A 20,281-nucleotide genomic window follows, 5' to 3' on the forward strand; every position below is an offset into this window, starting at 1 on the left:
ACCCCAGCGGTATTAGTCCCTGTTATGAAACGGCTTTATCCATCTATCATCAGCTCGATCGCGATTATTATTATCGGCTTTTTGTTGGTATTTGAATTTTCATCGTGGCTGTTTGCTGAAATACTTTGGTTTAAGGAAGTAGATTATCTCTGGGTCTTTCTAATCCGCCGTCTGAGTCAGTATAGCCTGTGGTTTTTGGTGACTCTTATTTCGGGACTGTTTATCGGGGGTAATTTATGGCTGGCAAACCGTTGGCAATGGCAGAGGCTACCAAAGGATGAATGGTATGATGCCAGTGTGCCAATTATTCCTCAACCAAAGCAGTTATTTGGTAGAGCAGTTAAGAGTGTTGAGCAAGAACGATTCCCTACTACTACTAGACGCTATCCCAGTAAAAAGACTTATTCTCCCCGTTTAAGATTACCTTTTTTACTGTTAGCAGCGATCGCAGGAACAGTAAGTATTAGCTGTATTGTGATCAACTACACAGACATGGCTTTATCTGTATGGCAAACGAGCTATCGCTTACCGCAAATTGCCAGAACTTTAAAACCACCGCTGGAAGTTTTTGATTTTGCTAATATTACAGGCTTTATTTTTAGCTATCTACGCCAGTTAGCAATAATCGTGATCATGGTCGGTTTGCTGCTGTGGAAACCTCGGGTTAGTTTAAAAGCGAGCGCCATTTTGCTTTGTATTGTGTTTGGCTTAATTGCAGCAGGTAACTGGACCATAATCCTGCGCTTTTTGAATCCTTCCAGCTTTAATCTGGTCGATCCACAATTTGGTAAAGATATTGGTTTTTATATTTTCCGTTTCCCCTTATGGCGTTTAGTTGAATCTTGGCTCATTGGTTTATCGGGCTTTACTTTACTAAGTTGCGCCATCTTTTATTTACTATCGGGTAATAGCCTGTCTGAAGGTCGTTTTCCTGGCTTTACTAAAATTCAATTGCGCCATCTTTCTTTTGTGGGTGCAGCGGTTATGTTGGCTTTAGCTTGTCGGCACTGGTTCAACCGCTTTGACTTGCTTTATAGTTCTCGCGGGGTAGTATATGGTGCTGGGTATACCAATATCCAAGTCCAGTTGCCTCTAGAAGTATGTTTAACCGCAGTGTCAATTATTAGTGCTGTTTGGCTACTGTATAAAGGCTTTACTGGATATCGGAATCTACAGATCCAACAGCGTAAGATTAAGAAAATTATTTTTTTAATCTTTCCCTTTGCGGTTTATTTGTTTTTTTTAGTTCTCAGTGATATTTCCAGCGCAACGGTACAGCGTTTGGTAGTTCAACCCAATGAATTAGCCAAGGAACGACCTTATATTGAGCGCAGTATTGCCCTAACCCGCAACGCTTTTAACTTAGATAATATTGAAGCTCAAACTTTTAATCCTCAAGGTCAACTAACCGCATCAGACATAGAAGACAACGCCGAGACGATTGAAAATATTCGTCTATGGGATACTCTGCCGATTCTGCAAACTAATCGTCAACTACAGCAAATTCGCCCCTATTACCAATTCTACGATGCTGATATCGATCGCTATTTATTAAGCGAGGATGGCAATATTGCCAATGCAGATAAACAACAGGTAATTATTGCCGCTAGGGAATTAGACTATGCCCAAGTTCAGGATATAGCTAAAACCTGGGTTAACGAACATCTGATTTATACTCATGGCTATGGTTTTACTCTTTCACCTGTCAATCAGGTTGCCGAAGGAGGTTTACCTTATTACTACGTTAAAGATCTTGGCACGGGAATTGAAGAAACAGGCTCGTTAAGCATATCTGATGAGGTAATTCGTAACAGTATTCCCATTGGCAAACCTCGCATTTATTTTGGTGAGTTGACCAACCCTTACATCATGACCTCTACTAGAGTACGGGAGTTAGATTACCCTAGTGGCGAAGAGAATGTCTACACTGTTTACGATGGTACAGGAGGAATCCAAATTGGTAACTATTTCCGACGGGTGCTATTTGCCGAATACCTCAAAGATTGGCAAATGCTATTCGCCCAAAACTTTACTCACGATACCAAGCTGTTATTTAGGCGCAATATCAAACAAAGAGTCAAAGAGATCGCACCTTTTCTTAACTATGATCGCGATCCTTATTTGGTTGCGGCTAGGACTGAAGATCGAGAAAATAACCAGAATAATCTTTTTTGGATTATTGATGCCTATACTACCAGCGATCGCTATCCTTATTCTGACCCAGGAGACAATAAATTTAACTATCTGCGTAACTCGGTCAAAGTAGTCGTAGATGCCTATAACGGTCGCGTAGATTTTTATATGGCTGACGAATCAGATCCGATGATCCGAACTTGGGCTAAAGTATTTCCGCAGCTATTCAAACCAATGTCTGCAATGCCTTTAGACTTGCGCCGACACATTCGCTATCCCGAAGACTTATTTACGATCCAGTCAGAAAGGCTACTGACCTACCACATGAGAGATCCTCAAGTATTTTATAACCGTGAGGATCAATGGCAAATTCCCCAAGAAATTTACGCTAAGGAATCTCAGGCAGTAGCACCCTATTACCTGATCATGAAGCTGCCTACTGCCAGTCAGGAAGAGTTTATTCTTTTGCATCCTTATACCCCTGCGAGTCGTCCTAACCTTATTGCTTGGTTAGCAGCCAGATCTGACGGCGCAGAATACGGCAAACTACTACTGTACAAGTTTCCCAAACAAAAGCTAATTTATGGTCCAAATCAGATTGAAGCCTTGATCGCCCAAGATCCGGTAATTTCGCAACAGATCTCACTTTGGAATCGAGAAGGATCTAGGGCAATTCAGGGTAACTTGTTAATTATCCCTATTGAACAATCATTACTCTATATTGAACCTTTATACATTGAAGCGACAGCAAATAGCTTACCTGCACTAGCCAGAGTAATCGTCGTTTATGGAAATCGAATTGTCATGGCGGAAACTTTAGACGAAGGTATTCAAGCCATCTTTCAACCTCAAGACAATGCCGAAACAATTATTCGTCCCACGGAAGATTTAACCACTGAAAATTAAAACTTATTAGGGCGTATTATCAAGTCAGACTAAATCTAGCTAAAAATTGGCAACTTAAGATAACGAGTTTAAGCCAATATTTTTGACAATTGAGAATATTTAAATTCCATCAATACTACATTTACTCTCTAGCAAAAATCGACGTAAATAGCATCACAATATCGACTGTTTATCCTTTGAGCCAAAGCTCTATCTTAAGACGGTGTAGCTAGCAACTTCAGCGAATTAGTATTAGTTTATAGATTACCTTTAGGCAAGAAATTTATACCAAATAAAAAAAAGGATGCGACCTAAAAATTATTTTTGCCAACATTATTTAATTTGGTATTACTCAAAATAATGAGGGATAAACTTGTTCTGGAATTTGTCCTAAATACATTTTAAAACTAACCTATAGGAGAAATAAACTAATGTTTTTTCACAAAAAAGAAACTATTCACAACGTCGATATTAAAGAAGCTGATCCTCGCTTTGCTCAACTGTTACTAGAGCAATTTGGTGGTGCGACTGGAGAACTGTCTGCCGCTTTACAATATTGGGTGCAGTCGTTCCATGTTGAAGATCCAGCGATTAAAGATATGCTGCAAGATATTGCAGTTGAAGAGTTTGGTCACCTAGAAATGGTTGGCAAAATGATCGAAGCTCACACTAAAAATGTCGATCAAACTGATGCATATAAAAGTACGTTGTTTGCCGTCAGAGGAATGGGTCCGCATTTTCTTGATAGTCAAGGTAGTGCTTGGACAGCAGCTTATCTAAATGAAGGTGGTGATGTCGTGCGTGATTTACGTGCCAATATTGCCGCAGAAGCAGGAGCGCGTCAAACTTATGAGGCATTGATCAAAGTAGCACCAGATGAAAATACTAAGAAAACTTTAGTACATTTGTTGACTCGCGAAATTTCTCATACAAAGATGTTCATGAATGCACTAAATGATTTAGGCAAACTTACCGATCCCTTCTTTGGTAACGTTCAGCCCGATGAGACAGTAGATCTTTACTATAATCTCTCTACCTCTACTCCAGCAGACAACTCAAGCGTAGAGGTTGATCAGCGAGGTTCTTGGAATCAAGAGCCTGACTTTAGATATATTGCCAACCCCCAACCCAACCATTCTGAGACAGCCAAATAAAGAAATATTTAAATAAAAATATTTTGAATTAAAAATGGATTTAGCTATAGCCAGAGAATTAATTCTCTGGCTATGTTTTTAAATTAACTGCTGTTAAATTTAGCGATTCTTTTGAGAAATTGGGGTTTAATATCAAGTACCGATAATTGGTTGAAAAAAAGTTGGTGGCAAGCGAAAAAAACTCATTATTTGCTCCGCTTATCCGTGATAGACTCATTACTTATTACTTAATTTATCACGGCGGTCTCGCGCATCCGAGGAAACCTCGGATGTCGCCACCTCTTTAATTTAAGTATTCAACCGAACTGGATATAATACCTCTTTACTTCGTTGCGAGCGCTTTTCTCTGAGCTATAAGTCCTTGTTAAGCAATAAATCATCGTCGTTATCAATGATCGCTATTTTGGCTAAGTGATCTAAGGAGTGTAAAATGCGCTCGCGAGAGTTTAAAATATTGCCTGAATTAAGCAAAGTCTTCATAGCAGTAAGAGTATTTGTCTAAAAAATAGGCAAAATCAAGATCTGCTTTAAGCTTTAATTACAACCCGCCCATTAGCCTTGACAATGCAGGAAAAAAGATGTCCTGGTTCACACCCAGAGTCGCCATCGTAAGCTACCTATTCTGCCAATAGAGGTAGCTTGCAAGCACCACAAGCTCCCATACGACAGACAGAAGCCAGTTTCATCCCTTCTTGTTCAGTAATATCTAAAATAAATTCTTCACGATCGCAGCAGATTTCTTTACCAGACTCAGCAAAGACTACCAGAGATTTATCCTGAGTTGTATTAACAGAAGTAGTATTTTCTCTGCCTGTAATATTTTGAGTAGCTGATTTTTGGTAATCTTTTGCGCTGCATCTTGAAGCAATTAACGTTACTGTTGCTTTGGACTCGTTAGATTTGTTTTTGGGCAAGCGCTTTTTAGAACCGCCAAAGCTCTCTTGGTGGTAGCTCTCCATTGGCAAACCCAGAGTTTCTAGCATCGTTTTAACCCTTTTCATCAACGGATTTGCTCCGCAGACATAAACTGAGCGTTCTTGAACATCAGGAGCGATCGCTTGCAGCATGAATTCATTTAGTCTGCCTGTATATCCCTGCCAAACTTGACCTAGTTCGGAGCGAGTTATGGTCACTGCCAACTTAAAATTGTCATACCGTGCTGCCATTGACTCTAATTCATACCGAAAAATAAAATCGCGCAGACTACGCGCACTATAGATAAAGACAATATCGACATCTGCTCTATCACAGAGCCATCTGCACATTGACATCATGGGCGTAATACCGCTGCCAACTGAAATAAAGAGCAGTTTTTGAATAGCATGATCGACACAGGTAAATTTTCCCATTGGACCAGTTAATTTAACTTGAGAGTCGACAGTAATGCGATCGTGCAACCAGTTAGAAACAAGACCAGGATTTGTATCAGGTCCGGTTAAAAGCAGAACTCGCTTGACGGTAATCTCTAAAATATGGGGACGAGAGGGAGTCGAGGAAATAGAGTAGGGACGCTTCACTCTTTTGCCCTCAATTTCTAAATCTAAGGTTACAAACTGCCCGGGCTGATAAGAAAACAGTACTGGTGGTTTGGCAACAAAGCGAAAGGTTTTGACATCGTGAGTTTCAGCGATTACCTGTATACAGCGAACGATTATCTCTCCCGAACTCCAGTAGCGAGGTTGAGCTGACGCAAGAGCAAGTTCTGGCAAGGGTTGCATCTGTTCAGCATCATTGTTGGTTATTTGGGCGATCGTTAGCACAAATCCGCCGATGCGAAGTAGACTATTCGGCTTTAAAGGATAAATCTGATCCCTCTCAACTTGTTACTCGTCAATTTGCGAGCCATTTATACTACCAATATCTGTATAAAAATACTGTCCGTCTTGAAAACAAATACGACCGTGAATGCGACTCACTTCAGCACTATCGAGAACCAAGTCACAACTAGGATGTCTGCCAATAAGACAATCTTTTGACATTCCCATTGCTGGCGTTGTCAGTAATTTTTCTTTAAACTCGCTGGTTTGGGCGTTAAGTGCTGTAATTTTGAAGGTAAGAAAAGCCTCATAATGCTTGCTCGACTTGATGTTGGTTGTTGACATATTGGTTGCAGACACAATAGATACCTCTTAATTTGTCAATTAGTTTTTACTTTGAGTTTTGATGGTTTTTTACTGCGATTCGTCTAATTTTTGTGGGTATGACTTGGGAGTAATTCTTGGTTTGCTTCTTGATGAGTTTGATTTTGGTGAATGCTTGATGTAAACGATTGTTCTGAATTGGTTTAATCGCCGAGCGATCGCTTGGGTTGTTTTTGATTTTTAGTTTTGTCCTAGCTAAACCGAGCCTGGAGCGTTGGGAAGTGCCAGAATATATCAGGTTTGGTTGCTCTTGAATAATTTCTGCCAAGATGCGATCGTGTTCTTCATCTTCAAGCTGTAGCTGTTTGCGAAGTTGCAGGAGAGCTTCCTTGCTAATATTTGGCTCAAAAAGTTGCTCTGCCAAAGTTTCTTGTAGCATGCCCTGGTAAACTCGATAGTGGTCTTGTCGCGTAGCTTTAGGTATTACTGTTGCCAAGACGTACTGAAGTGGAATTTTGCTGGGTTCTAAAACTTAAAGAGGCGATCGCAAATTTAACAGATGTTGCCAATTTAATTCTGACTTGTAGGCAGTAAAGCCAACAATACATACTCACCAATATGGCAGCTAAAAATTCTCCGATATGAATATTTTGCTCGGCAAGAGAAATTATTTTTGTAGCTATGAAACCTATGGTAATACCAACAATAAAACCTAGGAGAGCTTTTGGAGAAAACAAATTCTTAGTAAAATCGATTATTTTTTCCATTTTTCTCGATAAAATTATTGATTACACAATTTACTCTTGAGCTGACTTAGTAACACCGTCTTCCATTACAACTATCTCTTTTCTACCAGGAGGTACTAAATAGGAAACAATAAAAGTAAGTACCGTAGTCGTTACTCCAGACATTTCCCCAGATATTTGATTACTTTCCTCTTTAAAAAAAGGATTGTAGGTATTGAGAATTAAGACCGTCAAAGTAACTAAAGCCCCTGTAAATATACCTGCGGTGACTTTTCTCACAGGTTGATAAGTAGGTTGAGATTTTTGTTCTTGAGTCGTAATTAATGTCATAGTTAAATTTCCACCTTTGTGTACTATTTGCGGTTTATTTTAGTTTTGCTTTGAGCGTTTCGATCTCATAAAACTCATTTCACAACTCATTATTATGTTGCCCAAGATAGTTCATAGCATTTCTCGCCTAAATAAATTACTACTGCGCTTTTGGGTTGAGTAGAACACACCAGCGTAATCTGAAAAGCTAAAAGCTATATGCCCTAAAGGATTCCCTTCGGTCTCGTAGCGGTATGAAGTAAGCATATGCCCTAAAGGATTCCCTTCGGTCTCGGAGCGGTATGGTAAACCACTAGCTTCGCGTCGTCCTTTAGGAAAAGCCAATTAATCAACAACGTAAGTCTATTTAATTAAAAACTACCTACCGTAATTACAGTTTTTTTCATGACTTTTTAAATGAGTTTCTCTATGAGTTCTATGAGATCGAGAGAATCAGAAAAAACTAATATCAAACGTAGGCAATTGGCAATTACGACAACTCGCTTTGCTCAGCAACAGATTAGTTACCGCTAGCAGAACTGACTTTGGTTAGCTTCTTTGGCGCTCGCTTGCTGCCTCAGAAAAACAAAGCTTTTAATTGTTCACTTGCAAACATATTATTCGAGGAGATTGGTAATGATTAACTTTAACTATCAACAAAATTTGCCAGAAAAAGATTTTGAAGCTCGGCAACAAGAAGCAAGCACTAAACGCAAACTGACGCTCGAAGATGCTTTTAATGCCTTCATAACTTCGCCACCGCCAACCAATGAAGATGAAAAACGGTTTGAGAATCTTGGCTTTTTAGGCTTCGCTTCCTTTTCTAAAGCCTTAGCTCATAATTCCAATGGATTGGTAGAAAACTTCTCTTATGAATCACTACTTGCAGCTATCCAAGAAGGTACTCAGGAAGCCTTTGAGAGGGTCCAACTTGGAGGAAACCGCCTGCTTACCAATCCGCTCAACGCTTACTCATTTCAATTAATCGGTGACGACTCCAATGGCACACGTATAGCAGCAGCTCCTAAGTTTGCCAGTCGCAATACAGCCATTGATATGGTCGAGCGTTACTGGATGGCCTTATCTCGAGATATACGATTTGACCAATATGCCAATAGTCAGTTAATCGCTGATGCTTGCGAAGACTTAAATAACCTTGGATTCGAGCAAGAATTTGGCTTTGAATGTTTACCCGACACAATCTTTCGCGGCCCTTATGAAGGTTGCGATGTAGGACCGCACGTCTCTCAATTTTTACTACAAGATTTTCAGTTCGGCAATCAGCCAATTCGACAGTTGCAGCGTTACCCAAGAGAAGGTCTTGATTACCTGACTGACTTTGAAACTTGGCGCAAAGTTAATAATGGAAATATCAATCCGACTGGTTCTGACATCATTGACGGTACGCGCTACATTACGACGCTGCGCGATGGAGGTCAATGGGTACACATTGATTTTCCACACCAGGCAGGTCTTTGGTCGACAATTATTCTTTTAGGGCTGAAGGCGAACCTCTCAGATGTAAGTCCATATGCAAGTCGAGAAATCATGAATTCTGAGGCATTTGGTAGTCTTGGTGGTCCAGATATTACGATTCAGAGTGGGCTAGCTGGGGTCTATGCCCTCAAGCACGCCTGGTTTCAAAAGTGGTGCGTTCATCGACGTTTGCGACCAGAAGCATACGCCCAGCGTCTTGAGCTTTTCCGACGCGGGATATTAGGTAACTCACCTGATAGCCCACTTAACAATGAAAAGTTCAACGAGCTTTTTGGAGATGGTGCAGAAGTTTGGCGAACTACTCAAGTACTCGATCGCATTCTCGAACATAACAGACGGCAGAACTTAGCCCAGAGTCGTGGTGACCGATATGGAACTTGGTTACTACCTATGGCTTTTCCCGAAGGCTCTCCAACTCATCCCTCATACCCTGGTGGACATTCTGCATTTGTAGCGGCAGGGGCAACCATTGCCAAGGCGTTTTTTGCCGATGCTGAATTTCCCCATCCCAAAGCGCCAGTCGATAATGGTCAGCGACTTGGAGATTTCAATGGTCCGACGCTAACCGTGCATGGTGAGCTTAACAAACTGATTGCCAATGTTACGCTGTTCCGTGATGGGGCGGGAATGCACTGGCGAACAGATGGGACTGCCTCTGGTTGTAACGCTGCGTTTGATCGTTCAGGTACTGGCATTGAGACAGGCGGTAATTTGCTTGGTGAAAGGATGGCAATTAGTATGCTACGTGATATCAAGCGCACTTATCAAGAAGAGATTGGAACATTTGAGTTTCGCAGCCTCAGCGGTGATTTGATTCAAATATAATCAGTTAGCAACTATTAATACTATTAGTTTTGGAGTTTCTTCCAGAGAGCGATCGCTTTGTTTAATCAGGCGATCGCCTTTTTTATGGCAAATGTAATAATCCGGAATCATTTATAATCATCTATGATCTTTGAAGAAGAGTAACAATTTGTCACCCTAACTCAAGCAAATTGGCTAAAATTTGCTTAATCTTTTAATCTAAACTGTTTTTTCAAGCAAAATATCAAAGTGTGAACATCAGTCACTAATCGCCATGAACCTCGATCACCTCCTTGAGATTGTTGACCGTCAGCTAGTTAACAATCAAGATCGCCCTCTTAATTCCACACAAATTATGATTTTGCGGGGTATTTGGCAGTATAAAACTTACAACCAAATGGCGATGGAGGCAGATTACAGTCCTGGTTACTTTACTACCGTTGTTGCTCCAGAATTATATCAGCGACTTTCCAACCTCATTGGTCAGCGCGTGACCAAAAAAAACTGTCGGCTATTATTAGAGTCTTATGCCACTACCCAAGCAAATCAAACAACAAAAACCTCGGAGTCAAACCTAACAAAATCTTTTACTAATATCAATCAGGATAAGTTACCTTCCTACCCTAGTGGCTCAGTACCTTTAAACTCTCCTTTTTACCTAAAACGCTCTTTGATTGAAGAGCAGATTAATCGAGAAATTAGAAAATCAGGTGCATTAATCAGGATTAAAGCACCTAGAGAAATGGGTAAAACCTCGCTGCTACTGAGAATTCTCGACTATGCTAATCAGCAGGGATACCGTACAGCTAGTTTGAACCTAGAGCAAGCAGATCAAGCAATCCTCAGCGATTTGAATCAATTTTTGCGCTGGCTATGTGCCAATATTAGTCGTCAGCTTCAGCGTAAACCAATGCTAGACGAATATTGGGATGAAGATATGGGCAGCAAAATTAGCTCCACCCTCTATTTACAAGACTACATTTTAGAGTCAATTGATACTCCTTTTGTCTTGGCTTTAGATGAAGTGAATCAGGTTTTTGAACATCCTCAAGTGGCAAAAGATTTTTTATCCTTGTTGCGTTCATGGTACGAAGAAGCCAAGAGAGTACCTATCTGGCAAAAGCTGCGTTTGGTTGTAATCCACTCGACGGAAATTTACGTTCCGCTTCAGCTCAATCAATCTCCTTTCAATGTCGGTTTGCCAATTCAGCTAGAAGATTTTAATTTAGCAGAAGTACAGGAACTAGCCCAACGTTACGGACTTAACTGGATAGACGGCGTTCAAGGTAGACAGCTCATGACTATGGTGGGGGGGCATCCTGCACTAGTAAATTTGGCTCTTTATCATCTCAGTCGGCAGGAAATAACTATATCACAGCTATTAGAAGCTGCTCCTACGGTTATGGGAATTTATTCTCATCACCTACAGCGTCACTGGGCGGCATTAGAAAAACAGCCTGAATTGGCACAAGCTTTGGATACGGTTTTTAACGCTACTGAGCCAGTTAACTTAGATCATATTTTGGCTTACAAGCTAAGCAGTATGGGCGTTATTAAGCAATCAAAAGGTAAAGCGATCGCCGGTTGTGAATTATATCGACGATATTTTTGAGCGAAGTTATTAGCTATTAGCTATTAGCTCTTAGCTTTTAGCCAATCAATAAAAATAAAGACTTAACCGAGAAGTATTGCCCCATAAGTAATTACACAGACATTTTGCTGCAAAATATAAAAAAAAACAACAATTTAAGTATTTTCACTGGGCATTTCCAGTTTTTGCAGTTATAAAGTTCTTATGAAGTTTATATAAAGAATTTATAAAACAGAAGCAAAGCTCGAATCAAAAAGAGGTGAAAAGACTGATATCTGATGAAGACAACGAGGAAATCGTTCCAGACAAAGTACCTGCACAAATTTATTGATGGGTTTTTGCGAAATTCCTGTTTAATTCGTAATTACTTTTGTTCTCTTATCAACTATGAATACATTACTAAGTTTGCTCAATATCTCAGTTACTGACGCGATTAAATTTGAATTAGAAGTCAACTATAGTCGCGGGACTAGTTTTTCAGACGGGGAATTAAACAGACGACAAGATTTTTATCCTAAAGCAGATCAATGGTTTAGCGCTGACTATCGCTACGGATTTATTAATAGACAAGCTTCGACTATGGCGATCGCAGAACACACTGAATACGCTGCTTGAAGAAACAGAAATATTCATTTCATTTATTACTTATTTAATCTTTAGATCGCGACTACCTATTATGAATTTTTTGCTCAACTTGCTTGATATTTCAGTTGCTGAGGTTAGAGAACTTGAACCAGAAGTCGACTATGAATTTACTAGTAATTTTTCTGATGGCAAATCAGATGGGGAAAATAACTTTGAACCTATCGCCTACGAATGGTTCAACTTAGATTACCGCGCTGGATATTTGCTCGGGGTAGCTAAAAGAATCGGCATTGAATATGCACTGATTTATGATGTCGAAATGAATAAAGTTATTTTTATCTAGTTCAAAGAGCGATCGCTCTTTGAAATCTTTGTTAAAAGCTAATTAAAAATTGAGCGATAAATACGGTTGTGAACTTTGAGAATTCCTTGCTGCTTAACTGCTAGCCCTGATAAAAGCAATTCTCTTTCCTCTGAACTATCAACTGCAACAACCTCTTGCTGCAAAATTTGTTGATAGAGTTCTATTAGCCGAACGGATTGTTTGCTCTTGAGAAGGCGATCGCGAATAGTTCTTAAATGCTCTGGCTCATCCTGAGATTCCCAATTTTCGATAATCTTGGTTTGCACTAAGTTCTCAATCCATTGGGCTTCTGTACTAGTAGGAATCGAAGATGAATCGCTGCGGATCAATTTACACAGCTTTTGAGTTAAAAAAGGCTGACCGTTTGTCCAGTTTAATACTTCTTTTAACACTGTTTGGGGATTACTTACTTTCTGGCTTAATCCTTGTAACAAAGGTTGTGCTTCATGCTCTTTAAACCCTTCTAGTTGGATAGCCTGACCGATATTGAAGGGAGTCGTCTGGATATCGTTCATTAAATCTGAGGGGGTAGCAACGCCAAAAAAAGCAAAGGTTAAACGTCGATACTCTCGATTAATACTGCGCTGATTATAGCAGGAGCGAATCAGGGCAAAAAAGTCATTAACAGGAAAATTTAAGCCCAAAACACTATCAATTTCATCGATAAAAATTATTAGTTTTTTAGGCACAGCATCACCCACTTCAACTAGTAAAACCTCTTCGATAAATTGACTCAACCGCTGCACGGGAGAAATATCTTCTCGCTCTTGCCACCAACTTTTAAGATTAATCGTTCTTAGTAAACCAAAGCTGCGCCATAGCTCTACTGTCAAGCCTTTGTACCATTGCTCGGGCGTAATATTTTCGCTGCCAATGCGAGTCAGATCGAGCGCCCCACAGCTAAACCCCTCATGTTGGAGGTGGTGCATCATGCGTACCATCAGGCTAGACTTGCCCATCTGCCGAGGATTGAGTACGTAACAAAACTCGCCGTGCTTCAACGCTTTGTAAAGATGACGATCTGCCGATCGCACTACATAAGTAGGGGCATCCATCGGTAAACTTCCTCCTACCTGATAGTCAAAGGTAGCATCTGGTTCGGCACTTTTAAGTAACTCGTTTTCAAACAGCAGCTGGGCTTGGGTGGCTTTGAGAATTTCTAGAGTCTGTGAAAGTTCTTGAGTTCGCTCCAAAACTTTTTGTTCTAAGGTGCGATTGGATTCAGCTAACTGATCTTTAGTTTGTTGTAGAGCCAGATTTTTGAATTCAAGCTCTTGAGTAAACTGAATGCGTTGCGTTTCTAAGTGTTTACGTTCGGTGATGTCAGCAAAAGCGGCGAGCGCATATTTAATTTGACCCGTTTCATCAAAAATTGGCGTGGCAGAAATCTCCAAAGGCATAATTTTATTAGTCAAGTGAAGTTCGAGATCGTCTTTTTTAACCGTTTCACCAGCGATCGCTCGGGCAATGGGCAATTCTTCGACTGGATATTGCTGTTCTGTTCCAGCTTGATACACCCGATAAACTTCTGACAATTGCTCAGTTCTGATCTGTGGCGGGGCATTGCTTTCTTTGGCTAACTTTTTGGCGATCTGATTTGCATAGTAAACTTCCCCTGTGGGTTCGTGAACAGATACGCCGACGGGCATCGCTTCTAAAAATTGAGCGAGTCGGCTTTGATTCTCCTGTAGCTCGGTGTAGAGTTTGGCATTGGTAATTGCGATCGCTGCTTGGCTCGATAAAACTTGGAGAACTTCCAGCCTTGACTGGGTAAACGCGCCTACGGTGAGATTATTTTCCAGATAAACAATTCCTCTGAGTTGTCCGCGATCGAGTAGTGGTGTACATAACAGAGATTTAGTCTGATGAAATTTGATGTAGGGATCTTGGGTAAAATTGCCCTGATAAACAGCATTATTTATCAGCACAGTTTGTTGAGTCCGAGCAACATAGTTAATAATTGATGTAGGCAGATAACCTTTAATGGCGATCGACTTTAAAACACTAACGTTCTGTCGCTCCACTGAACCAGAAGCTTCAATCAGGAGTTGTCCTTGAGTTTCTAAAATTAGATAGCCAACCTGCGCCCCAGCATTCTCAATGAGAATTTTCATTAGAGCAGCCAGTAGTTTATCCAAAAGTATTTCACTAGAAATAGTTTGAGATGCTTTAATAATGGTGGCTAAATCTAAGATTTCTCCCGAACGAGTATTAGTATTGCTGGTTATTTTGAGCTTATCGGTTATAGAAGCGGTAGCCGAGGATTTGATTAATAACTGTGGGTATTTTGCCTGCAAATCCTCCACCTTTGCCGTCGCCCCCCAAAGAGAATAAAGATAGTGTGCTTCATTCATATAGACTTGGGCGATTCGGACTTTATCCCAGCCTAGATAGAATCTGGCTGCCAGTTCGTTAGCGAGGGCTTCTTCATTGATATATTTATTTTCTCTGGCTTCGGCGATCGCGCGATCGTAAAACTCCATTGCTTCAAGATAACAACCTTGAATTCGACGTTGTTCGGCTTCTACTAAGTAGAACTTGTGTAAATAATTCATCGGCGCATGATCTGCCCATTGCTGCATCTTGGTTTTACAGGCAGCAACTCTGGCTAAAATTTGTTGTTGCTTACAAATAGCCACCGAGTGGTAAACAGCAAGGTGTGCCAGAGAATCATAAAAATGAAATAGAGGAATAAGCAGGGTTGCGGTTGCTCCATTTAGATACTGTTGAGCTTTAGCCGCGTTTTCAACGGCGCGATCGTACTCTCTAAATAAATAGCAAAGGTGTAGTTTATTGACGTATAGAGCGCAAAGTCCATAGCGATCATTTGCCTCTAGATGCAGGGGGAGCATTATTTCTTCATCATAGTATTCCCCGCTCAAATAATAGGGAGTCGGCGATCGCCCCATTAAGTTTAAGACAGTTTGACCGTAAATTTTCAGATAATTAAGGGTGTTTTGTTGCTGGAGTTGACTAAAAGCGCGATCGTAGACTGCTATTTCTGAGGCTAATTGTGTCAGTTCTTTGCCAACAAACGCCGAATGAAACGAGTAGAGATAGGCGCAGGTAGTTCCATAGTATAAATCTCCCATTTCTAAGCCAATCTGATAGGCAGATTGCAGGGATGCCAATGAGTTTCTAACTGGTTCTTTCCAGATACTAATTGCCGTTGAAAATACGGCAATTATTTTGGGTAGCAGTTCTGATTTTTGTAATTTATCAGCAATATTTAAAGCCAGCCGTCCAAATCGATAGCCTTTTTCTATTTCCTCTGCTACGCCACACAAAATTAGCCCATAATTGACATAAGCAAAGGCAGATAGAGAAGTATTCCCATATTGGATAGACAAATTAACCTGTTTAGACACCAGTATTGGCAGTAGTTGAGGAGCAGCAATAAAGACAGAAGAAAAGATGGAGCTGACTATTTTCATTACGGCTAATTTGCCTGGATCGCTCATTTGAGGTAAATTAATTAAATCCTCAATTTGCTTGTCCGCCAAGTTGGTCTGAGTTTTTGCCAGTTCTTGTTGAATGTCCAATAGTTGAGGTGATTCTGGCAAAGTGAACTCTAAATTTTTTAGTACGGGCAGAGCCATTTGAATTGCTTCTAACTCTTTATTTTGTGACTGGTAAGCTTCGAGCTTGACTTGATAAACTTTCACTCGATCCAGCAAAGTCTTAGCCTGTTGCAGCACTACTGAGGCAAAATATTCCATCTGCTCGAAATTGCCGCCTAAATACGCTACTTCTGCTGCTTCTGAGTAGAGGGCTAAGATCAAATCGTAGTTAGTCTGCCAACTCTCATCTATTAAAAGTTTTTGACCTCTTGTAAAATATTTGAGTGCTGCTTCATAAGCATTTGCTGCCTTGGCTTTTTGTCCTGCCAACAAATTTAACCGAGCAATTTTATTACGTTCTGGTTGTTCGGTAATTAGTTGCTGCCCTAAGTTGAGATGATCGACTATTTTGAATATTTTCTCTGATAAGTCGTTTGGTTGCGTATTTTCCCAAAGTAAGCGACCAATTTTTAAGTGAATAGATAGCTTTTGTGGCTCATCAATTAAAGCATAAGCTCCTTGTTGGATGCGATCGTGTCCGAATTTATAATCTTCAATTAATAGTTGTTCATTTAATTCTGATAGAGGAATAATCAAACCTGTATCAATCGCTAAAGTTAAATTGGCAAAAATCTCCGCTGCGGATTTTTGACAGATAATTGAGATTTTATTTAAGTCAAACTCTGCCCCAATACAAGCAGCTATACTTAAACTGTCTTGGATAGATTTGGGCAATTTCTGCATTTTGTCCATCATAAATTTGACCAGATTATCGGTGCTGCTAATCCTTTTGATTGCTTGGAGATCCCATTGCCAAGTACCTCGAGAATTTTTGGGCTGGCTAACAAAATGTGGAGCAGCATTGAATACTAACAAATTTTCTGCATAGATACTTTTTAAAAATTCATTGACAAAAAAAGGATTACCAGAGGTTTTTTGCCAAACTAATTCTGCTAGCGATCGCACATATTCTGGTTCACTATTGAGCGTATCTGCAACTAGCTGATTAATCTGATGAAGAGCTAAGGGCTTTAAAATAATTTGATTGACTATTGCCCCTTCTCGACGCAATTTGTCGAGAGTAATCGTTAATAAATGGGCGGGGTTAATTTCGTTATCTCGATAAGAGCCAATTAAAAATAGATGTCTAATATCTGTATCCAACATAATCAGATCGATTAACTGGAGACTGGCAGAGTCTGCCCACTGTAAATCATCAAGAAAGATAACTAAGGGGTGCTTAGAGTCACAAAAGACGCGAATAAAGTTTTTAAAGACCAGATTGAAGCGATTTTGGGCTGCTGTGGCCGCTAATTTTAGCGTCGCTGGCTGCTTGCCAATAATTAATTCTACTTCGGGAATAACATCAATAATTATTTGACCATTTATGCCCAAAGCAGTTAAGAGCTTTTCACGCCAGCGATTGAGTCTTGTCTTACTTTCACCCAAAAGTTGTTTAACTAAATCGGTTAGGGCATCGACAACAGCAGAATAAGGAATATTGTGCTGAAATTGGTCAAACTTACCAGAGATAAAATAGCCGCGTTTTTCCGTGAGCGGTTTATAAATTTCTTGTACTAGGGTTGTTTTACCCACCCCAGAATAGCCAGTGACCAGCATTAGCTCGGTTGAGACTGAATTTAAGGCGGCGACTCTTTTAAATGCGGCTAGTAAACTCGAAATTTCTGCTTTTCTACCATAAAGTTTCTGAGGAATTTCAAACCGATTAGCTAAATCTTGAGTGGCGATCGCAAAATTGCCGATCTTTCCAGTGGTTTCTAATTGTCTGAGGCATTCTACTAAATCCGCTTTGATGCCATCAGCACTCTGATATCCATCCTCAGCTGCTTTTGCCATTAACTTCATCACCAAATTAGAGATAACTAAAGGAATATCGGGATTAATTTGCTGAAGAGATAGTGGTTGCTTGGCTAGATGACAGTGGATTAATTCCAGTGGATCGCTTGTCTCGAAAGGTAATTGTTTGGTGAGTAGTTCGTAGAAGGTGACTCCCAAAGAATAGAGATCGGTGCGATAATCCAGACTACGATTCATTCGTCCTGTTTGTTCGGGGGAGATATAGGCTAAAGTGCCTTCAAGAATGTTGGGACTTCTTAGACTTGGGCTTTCTCGCTGGGAGATAGTAGCAATGCCAAAATCAATGATTTTGAGTTGTCCTGTTGTCTGGTTAAAGACTATATTGGCAGGGTTGATATCTTTGTGAATCACCTTGGCTGCATGAATTTTTCCTAAATGCTCCACGATCGCGATCGCAATCGGCAGAAATTCTGCTAAAGTCAAAGGCTTTGACTCGATCCATTTTTTTAAAGATACAGCCCCAAAATCTTCTAAAATAATGACTAAGGTTCTTCCATAAGGTTCTAAACCATAAGCCGCGATCGCCCCATCAAAGTTAAGACTGCGGATAATTTTGTATTCTTGCCTGTAGCGGGTGAGTTCTTGAGCAGTAGGGTAATCCTGTTTTAGTACCTTAAAAATAATCGGCTGATTGTCCCAAGAGCGGATGCCTTGATAGAGTTCTGAGTTAAAGCTTTCGTAGATTTTGGTAAAGATTTGATAGCCAGTCAAAGTTATCATAATAAATCACTCAAAATTAAGTCAAAAATACTTTACCCATTCGATCGTCAACAGATCTGTCATCCTAATTTAAGACGATAGATCAATTTACTTTTCGGTTAAGAATATCACCGCGTCGATTGACAAAAAATTCGTAAGGAACTTTGATTACACTACGCATAGCAGATAAGTACCTATTCACATTGTAATTAGTTTGCCTGGGCGTAACTTGCTCAAAATAGTCCGAATGCAAGGTAAAGCCAAAATTAACTGTATCGGGTAAACAAAGTTTAGCAATAGGTCCTTGACTAAGATGTTCGGCAGCAAATAGCCAAACTTGAGAGCCTTGTGAACTCAAAACCGTAGCAAAAATATAGCCTCGATCTTGAGGAATAAATTGAATACTGTCTAAAACATACTCTTGAGGACAGACATAAAAATCAAGCAGTTCTTTGCCTAAATCAAACACGAGAGCGTCAGGATTTTGCTCTTGTTCTGTTTTAATTTGCTGAGTAAGTTCTTGCCAATTTTTGTCTAAAGGAACTTTGGCTAAAACTGAAGGCAGATCCTCTTTGGGCAACTGTTCGTCTGTTAAAAGTCTATTTGCATGCTCGCGGAAACTGAGGTATTGACGGCGACAGATCAAATCTTGGTGATACCCTGCATAAACTTGATAGATAGCAGAGTAACCTTTAGAATCAAAAAGCTCGCGCGGATCGGCTGTGTGCAGCATGGTTGCAAACCAACCAGGATGGATAAAGACTTCTTGAGCAATTAATTGTGCGTTTTGAATTATTACTTTTCTGAGTACTCCAGGATCGAAAGCAAACATCCAAGGTATGCCATAATATTCTGAAGTATAGCGATCGCCACTAAAATGTTTAACATCATCGGGTTTGATTGCTTCAGTCAAGCTAATGGTTGCTTGCTGTACGGCAACGCAATAAATTTTTCTGTCGATATGACGATAGTTGCATAAGAAGTGATAGCTATCACCAGCAAAAGTTATCAGACGTGATGGTACTGTTTGACGATCTGCTGTTAAATGTTGCCGCTCAATCAAATAAAATTGTGTTTTTGGATAAGCTAGGTGAGACGGAACTTTTAACCCCAACAACGTTGCTACCCCCATCTGAAACGGCATATCAGGAATCATAATTAATTCCTCAGTTACTATAGCTGTATGGGGGCTACCGTCGAGGACTGTTCCTTCTAATTCCCAATGTCTTATACCTGTATTTTCTCGATCTTTTCGCTCCTTGTGTTTGCCATCCCAACGAGTAATGTAAACTGCACTCAGCATATCAGTAACTAAACTTCCTGGACGGGGTTTAGACTTTAACTCGCAGCTAACTAGTTCTTGGGTATTAGGGTCATAAAAAGGATGGGCTGTATTAGCAACTAACGGAAAAAAGGACAGGGGAACAGAAACAATATGTTCGTCAAAGTAACCTATTGGTGTAATGGTTTCGAGAGTATCTGGATCTACTTCCCAATAACGCCCTGCATCTGCGGTAAGAATTAGTCTACCGTCCATGTTAACAATGGCAGTATTAGCTATTTCAGCGATGCCAATCAGACCAACCCTAGCGGGAAAAAAGGCTTCTGGCAGTAGTTCACTGAGTGGCGATTGTATTGAATGCCAGAAACTATCCCAAGTATTTAATTTTTTGCTGTGGACTTTAACTTTTCCTTCTTGGGGCTGGAGATCCCACCTGATGATTACACCTTCACCAGCAAATAAATGACGGTCATTTTTGCGGTGACAAGGAGCAACAATAAAAACATGACCTGACAGATTCTCTGGCCATGTTTTGTCAATTTCCACATCTTCAGATAAACCAGTCAAACTGGCAAAACCGCGAAACTTACTGACATCGACTGCCATCAGAGATACTCCTAAAGTCTATGAAATTTTAGCAGGAAAAAAATCTAATTATTTTTAATTACGTGCGTTAAACTTTTTTATGCTTTTTTGGTAATTCGTGACTCAAT

General features: G+C 40.2%; 13 protein-coding genes. 6 read left to right on the forward strand and 7 right to left on the reverse strand.

Going from position 1 to position 20,281, the window contains the following annotated elements; translation table 11 throughout:
* The first annotated feature begins 24 nt into the window (after positions 1-24).
* The gene (locus V6C71_25105; protein HEY9771735.1) at positions 25-3,039 is read left to right on the forward strand and encodes a UPF0182 family protein; all 3,015 of its coding nucleotides are present in this window, start codon (positions 25-27) and stop codon (positions 3,037-3,039) included.
* Positions 3,040-3,449: 410 nt separating this feature from the next.
* Positions 3,450-4,172, forward strand: a complete 723-nt coding sequence (locus V6C71_25110; GenBank protein HEY9771736.1) for a manganese catalase family protein — start codon at positions 3,450-3,452, stop codon at positions 4,170-4,172.
* A 617-nt stretch (positions 4,173-4,789) separates the two neighbouring features.
* On the opposite strand, the gene V6C71_25115 is transcribed toward V6C71_25110, so the two are convergent.
* From V6C71_25115 to V6C71_25135, 5 genes are all read right to left on the reverse strand, one after another.
* On the reverse strand, positions 4,790-5,932 hold the full coding sequence (locus V6C71_25115) for an FAD-binding oxidoreductase (GenBank protein ID HEY9771737.1): 1,143 nt from the start codon (positions 5,930-5,932) through the stop codon (positions 4,790-4,792).
* A 63-nt stretch (positions 5,933-5,995) separates the two neighbouring features.
* Positions 5,996-6,289 (reverse strand): FHA domain-containing protein, encoded by a 294-nt coding sequence (locus V6C71_25120; GenBank protein ID HEY9771738.1) that lies wholly within the window; start codon positions 6,287-6,289, stop codon positions 5,996-5,998.
* Positions 6,290-6,320: 31 nt separating this feature from the next.
* Complete coding sequence (locus tag V6C71_25125; GenBank protein ID HEY9771739.1) at positions 6,321-6,692, reverse strand: hypothetical protein; 372 nt, start codon at positions 6,690-6,692, stop codon at positions 6,321-6,323.
* Between the two features lie 37 nt (positions 6,693-6,729).
* Positions 6,730-7,020, reverse strand: a complete 291-nt coding sequence (locus V6C71_25130) for a hypothetical protein (protein ID HEY9771740.1) — start codon at positions 7,018-7,020, stop codon at positions 6,730-6,732.
* Positions 7,021-7,050: 30 nt separating this feature from the next.
* Positions 7,051-7,329, reverse strand: a complete 279-nt coding sequence (locus tag V6C71_25135) for a hypothetical protein (GenBank protein ID HEY9771741.1) — start codon at positions 7,327-7,329, stop codon at positions 7,051-7,053.
* Positions 7,330-7,944: 615 nt separating this feature from the next.
* On the opposite strand from V6C71_25135, the gene V6C71_25140 reads away from it, so the two are divergent.
* From V6C71_25140 to V6C71_25155, 4 genes are all read left to right on the forward strand, one after another.
* Complete coding sequence (locus V6C71_25140) at positions 7,945-9,630, forward strand: hypothetical protein (GenBank protein ID HEY9771742.1); 1,686 nt, start codon at positions 7,945-7,947, stop codon at positions 9,628-9,630.
* A gap of 253 nt (positions 9,631-9,883) precedes the next feature.
* Positions 9,884-11,221, forward strand: coding sequence for an AAA-like domain-containing protein (locus tag V6C71_25145; protein HEY9771743.1), 1,338 nt, complete (start codon positions 9,884-9,886; stop codon positions 11,219-11,221).
* Between the two features lie 366 nt (positions 11,222-11,587).
* The gene (locus tag V6C71_25150; protein HEY9771744.1) at positions 11,588-11,815 is read left to right on the forward strand and encodes a hypothetical protein; all 228 of its coding nucleotides are present in this window, start codon (positions 11,588-11,590) and stop codon (positions 11,813-11,815) included.
* Positions 11,816-11,876: 61 nt separating this feature from the next.
* Positions 11,877-12,128, forward strand: coding sequence for a hypothetical protein (locus V6C71_25155; GenBank protein HEY9771745.1), 252 nt, complete (start codon positions 11,877-11,879; stop codon positions 12,126-12,128).
* A 38-nt stretch (positions 12,129-12,166) separates the two neighbouring features.
* On the opposite strand, the gene V6C71_25160 is transcribed toward V6C71_25155, so the two are convergent.
* Positions 12,167-18,307 carry an AAA family ATPase gene (locus tag V6C71_25160; GenBank protein ID HEY9771746.1) on the reverse strand — a complete coding sequence of 2,047 codons (6,141 nt, stop codon included), beginning with the start codon at positions 18,305-18,307 and terminating at the stop codon, positions 12,167-12,169.
* An 82-nt stretch (positions 18,308-18,389) separates the two neighbouring features.
* Positions 18,390-20,174 carry a carotenoid oxygenase family protein gene (locus V6C71_25165; GenBank protein ID HEY9771747.1) on the reverse strand — a complete coding sequence of 595 codons (1,785 nt, stop codon included), beginning with the start codon at positions 20,172-20,174 and terminating at the stop codon, positions 18,390-18,392.
* Positions 20,175-20,281: the final 107 nt, after the last annotated feature.

Origin of the sequence: Coleofasciculaceae cyanobacterium, from assembly GCA_036703275.1 — a bacterium.
GTDB lineage: Bacteria > Cyanobacteriota > Cyanobacteriia > Cyanobacteriales > Xenococcaceae > Waterburya.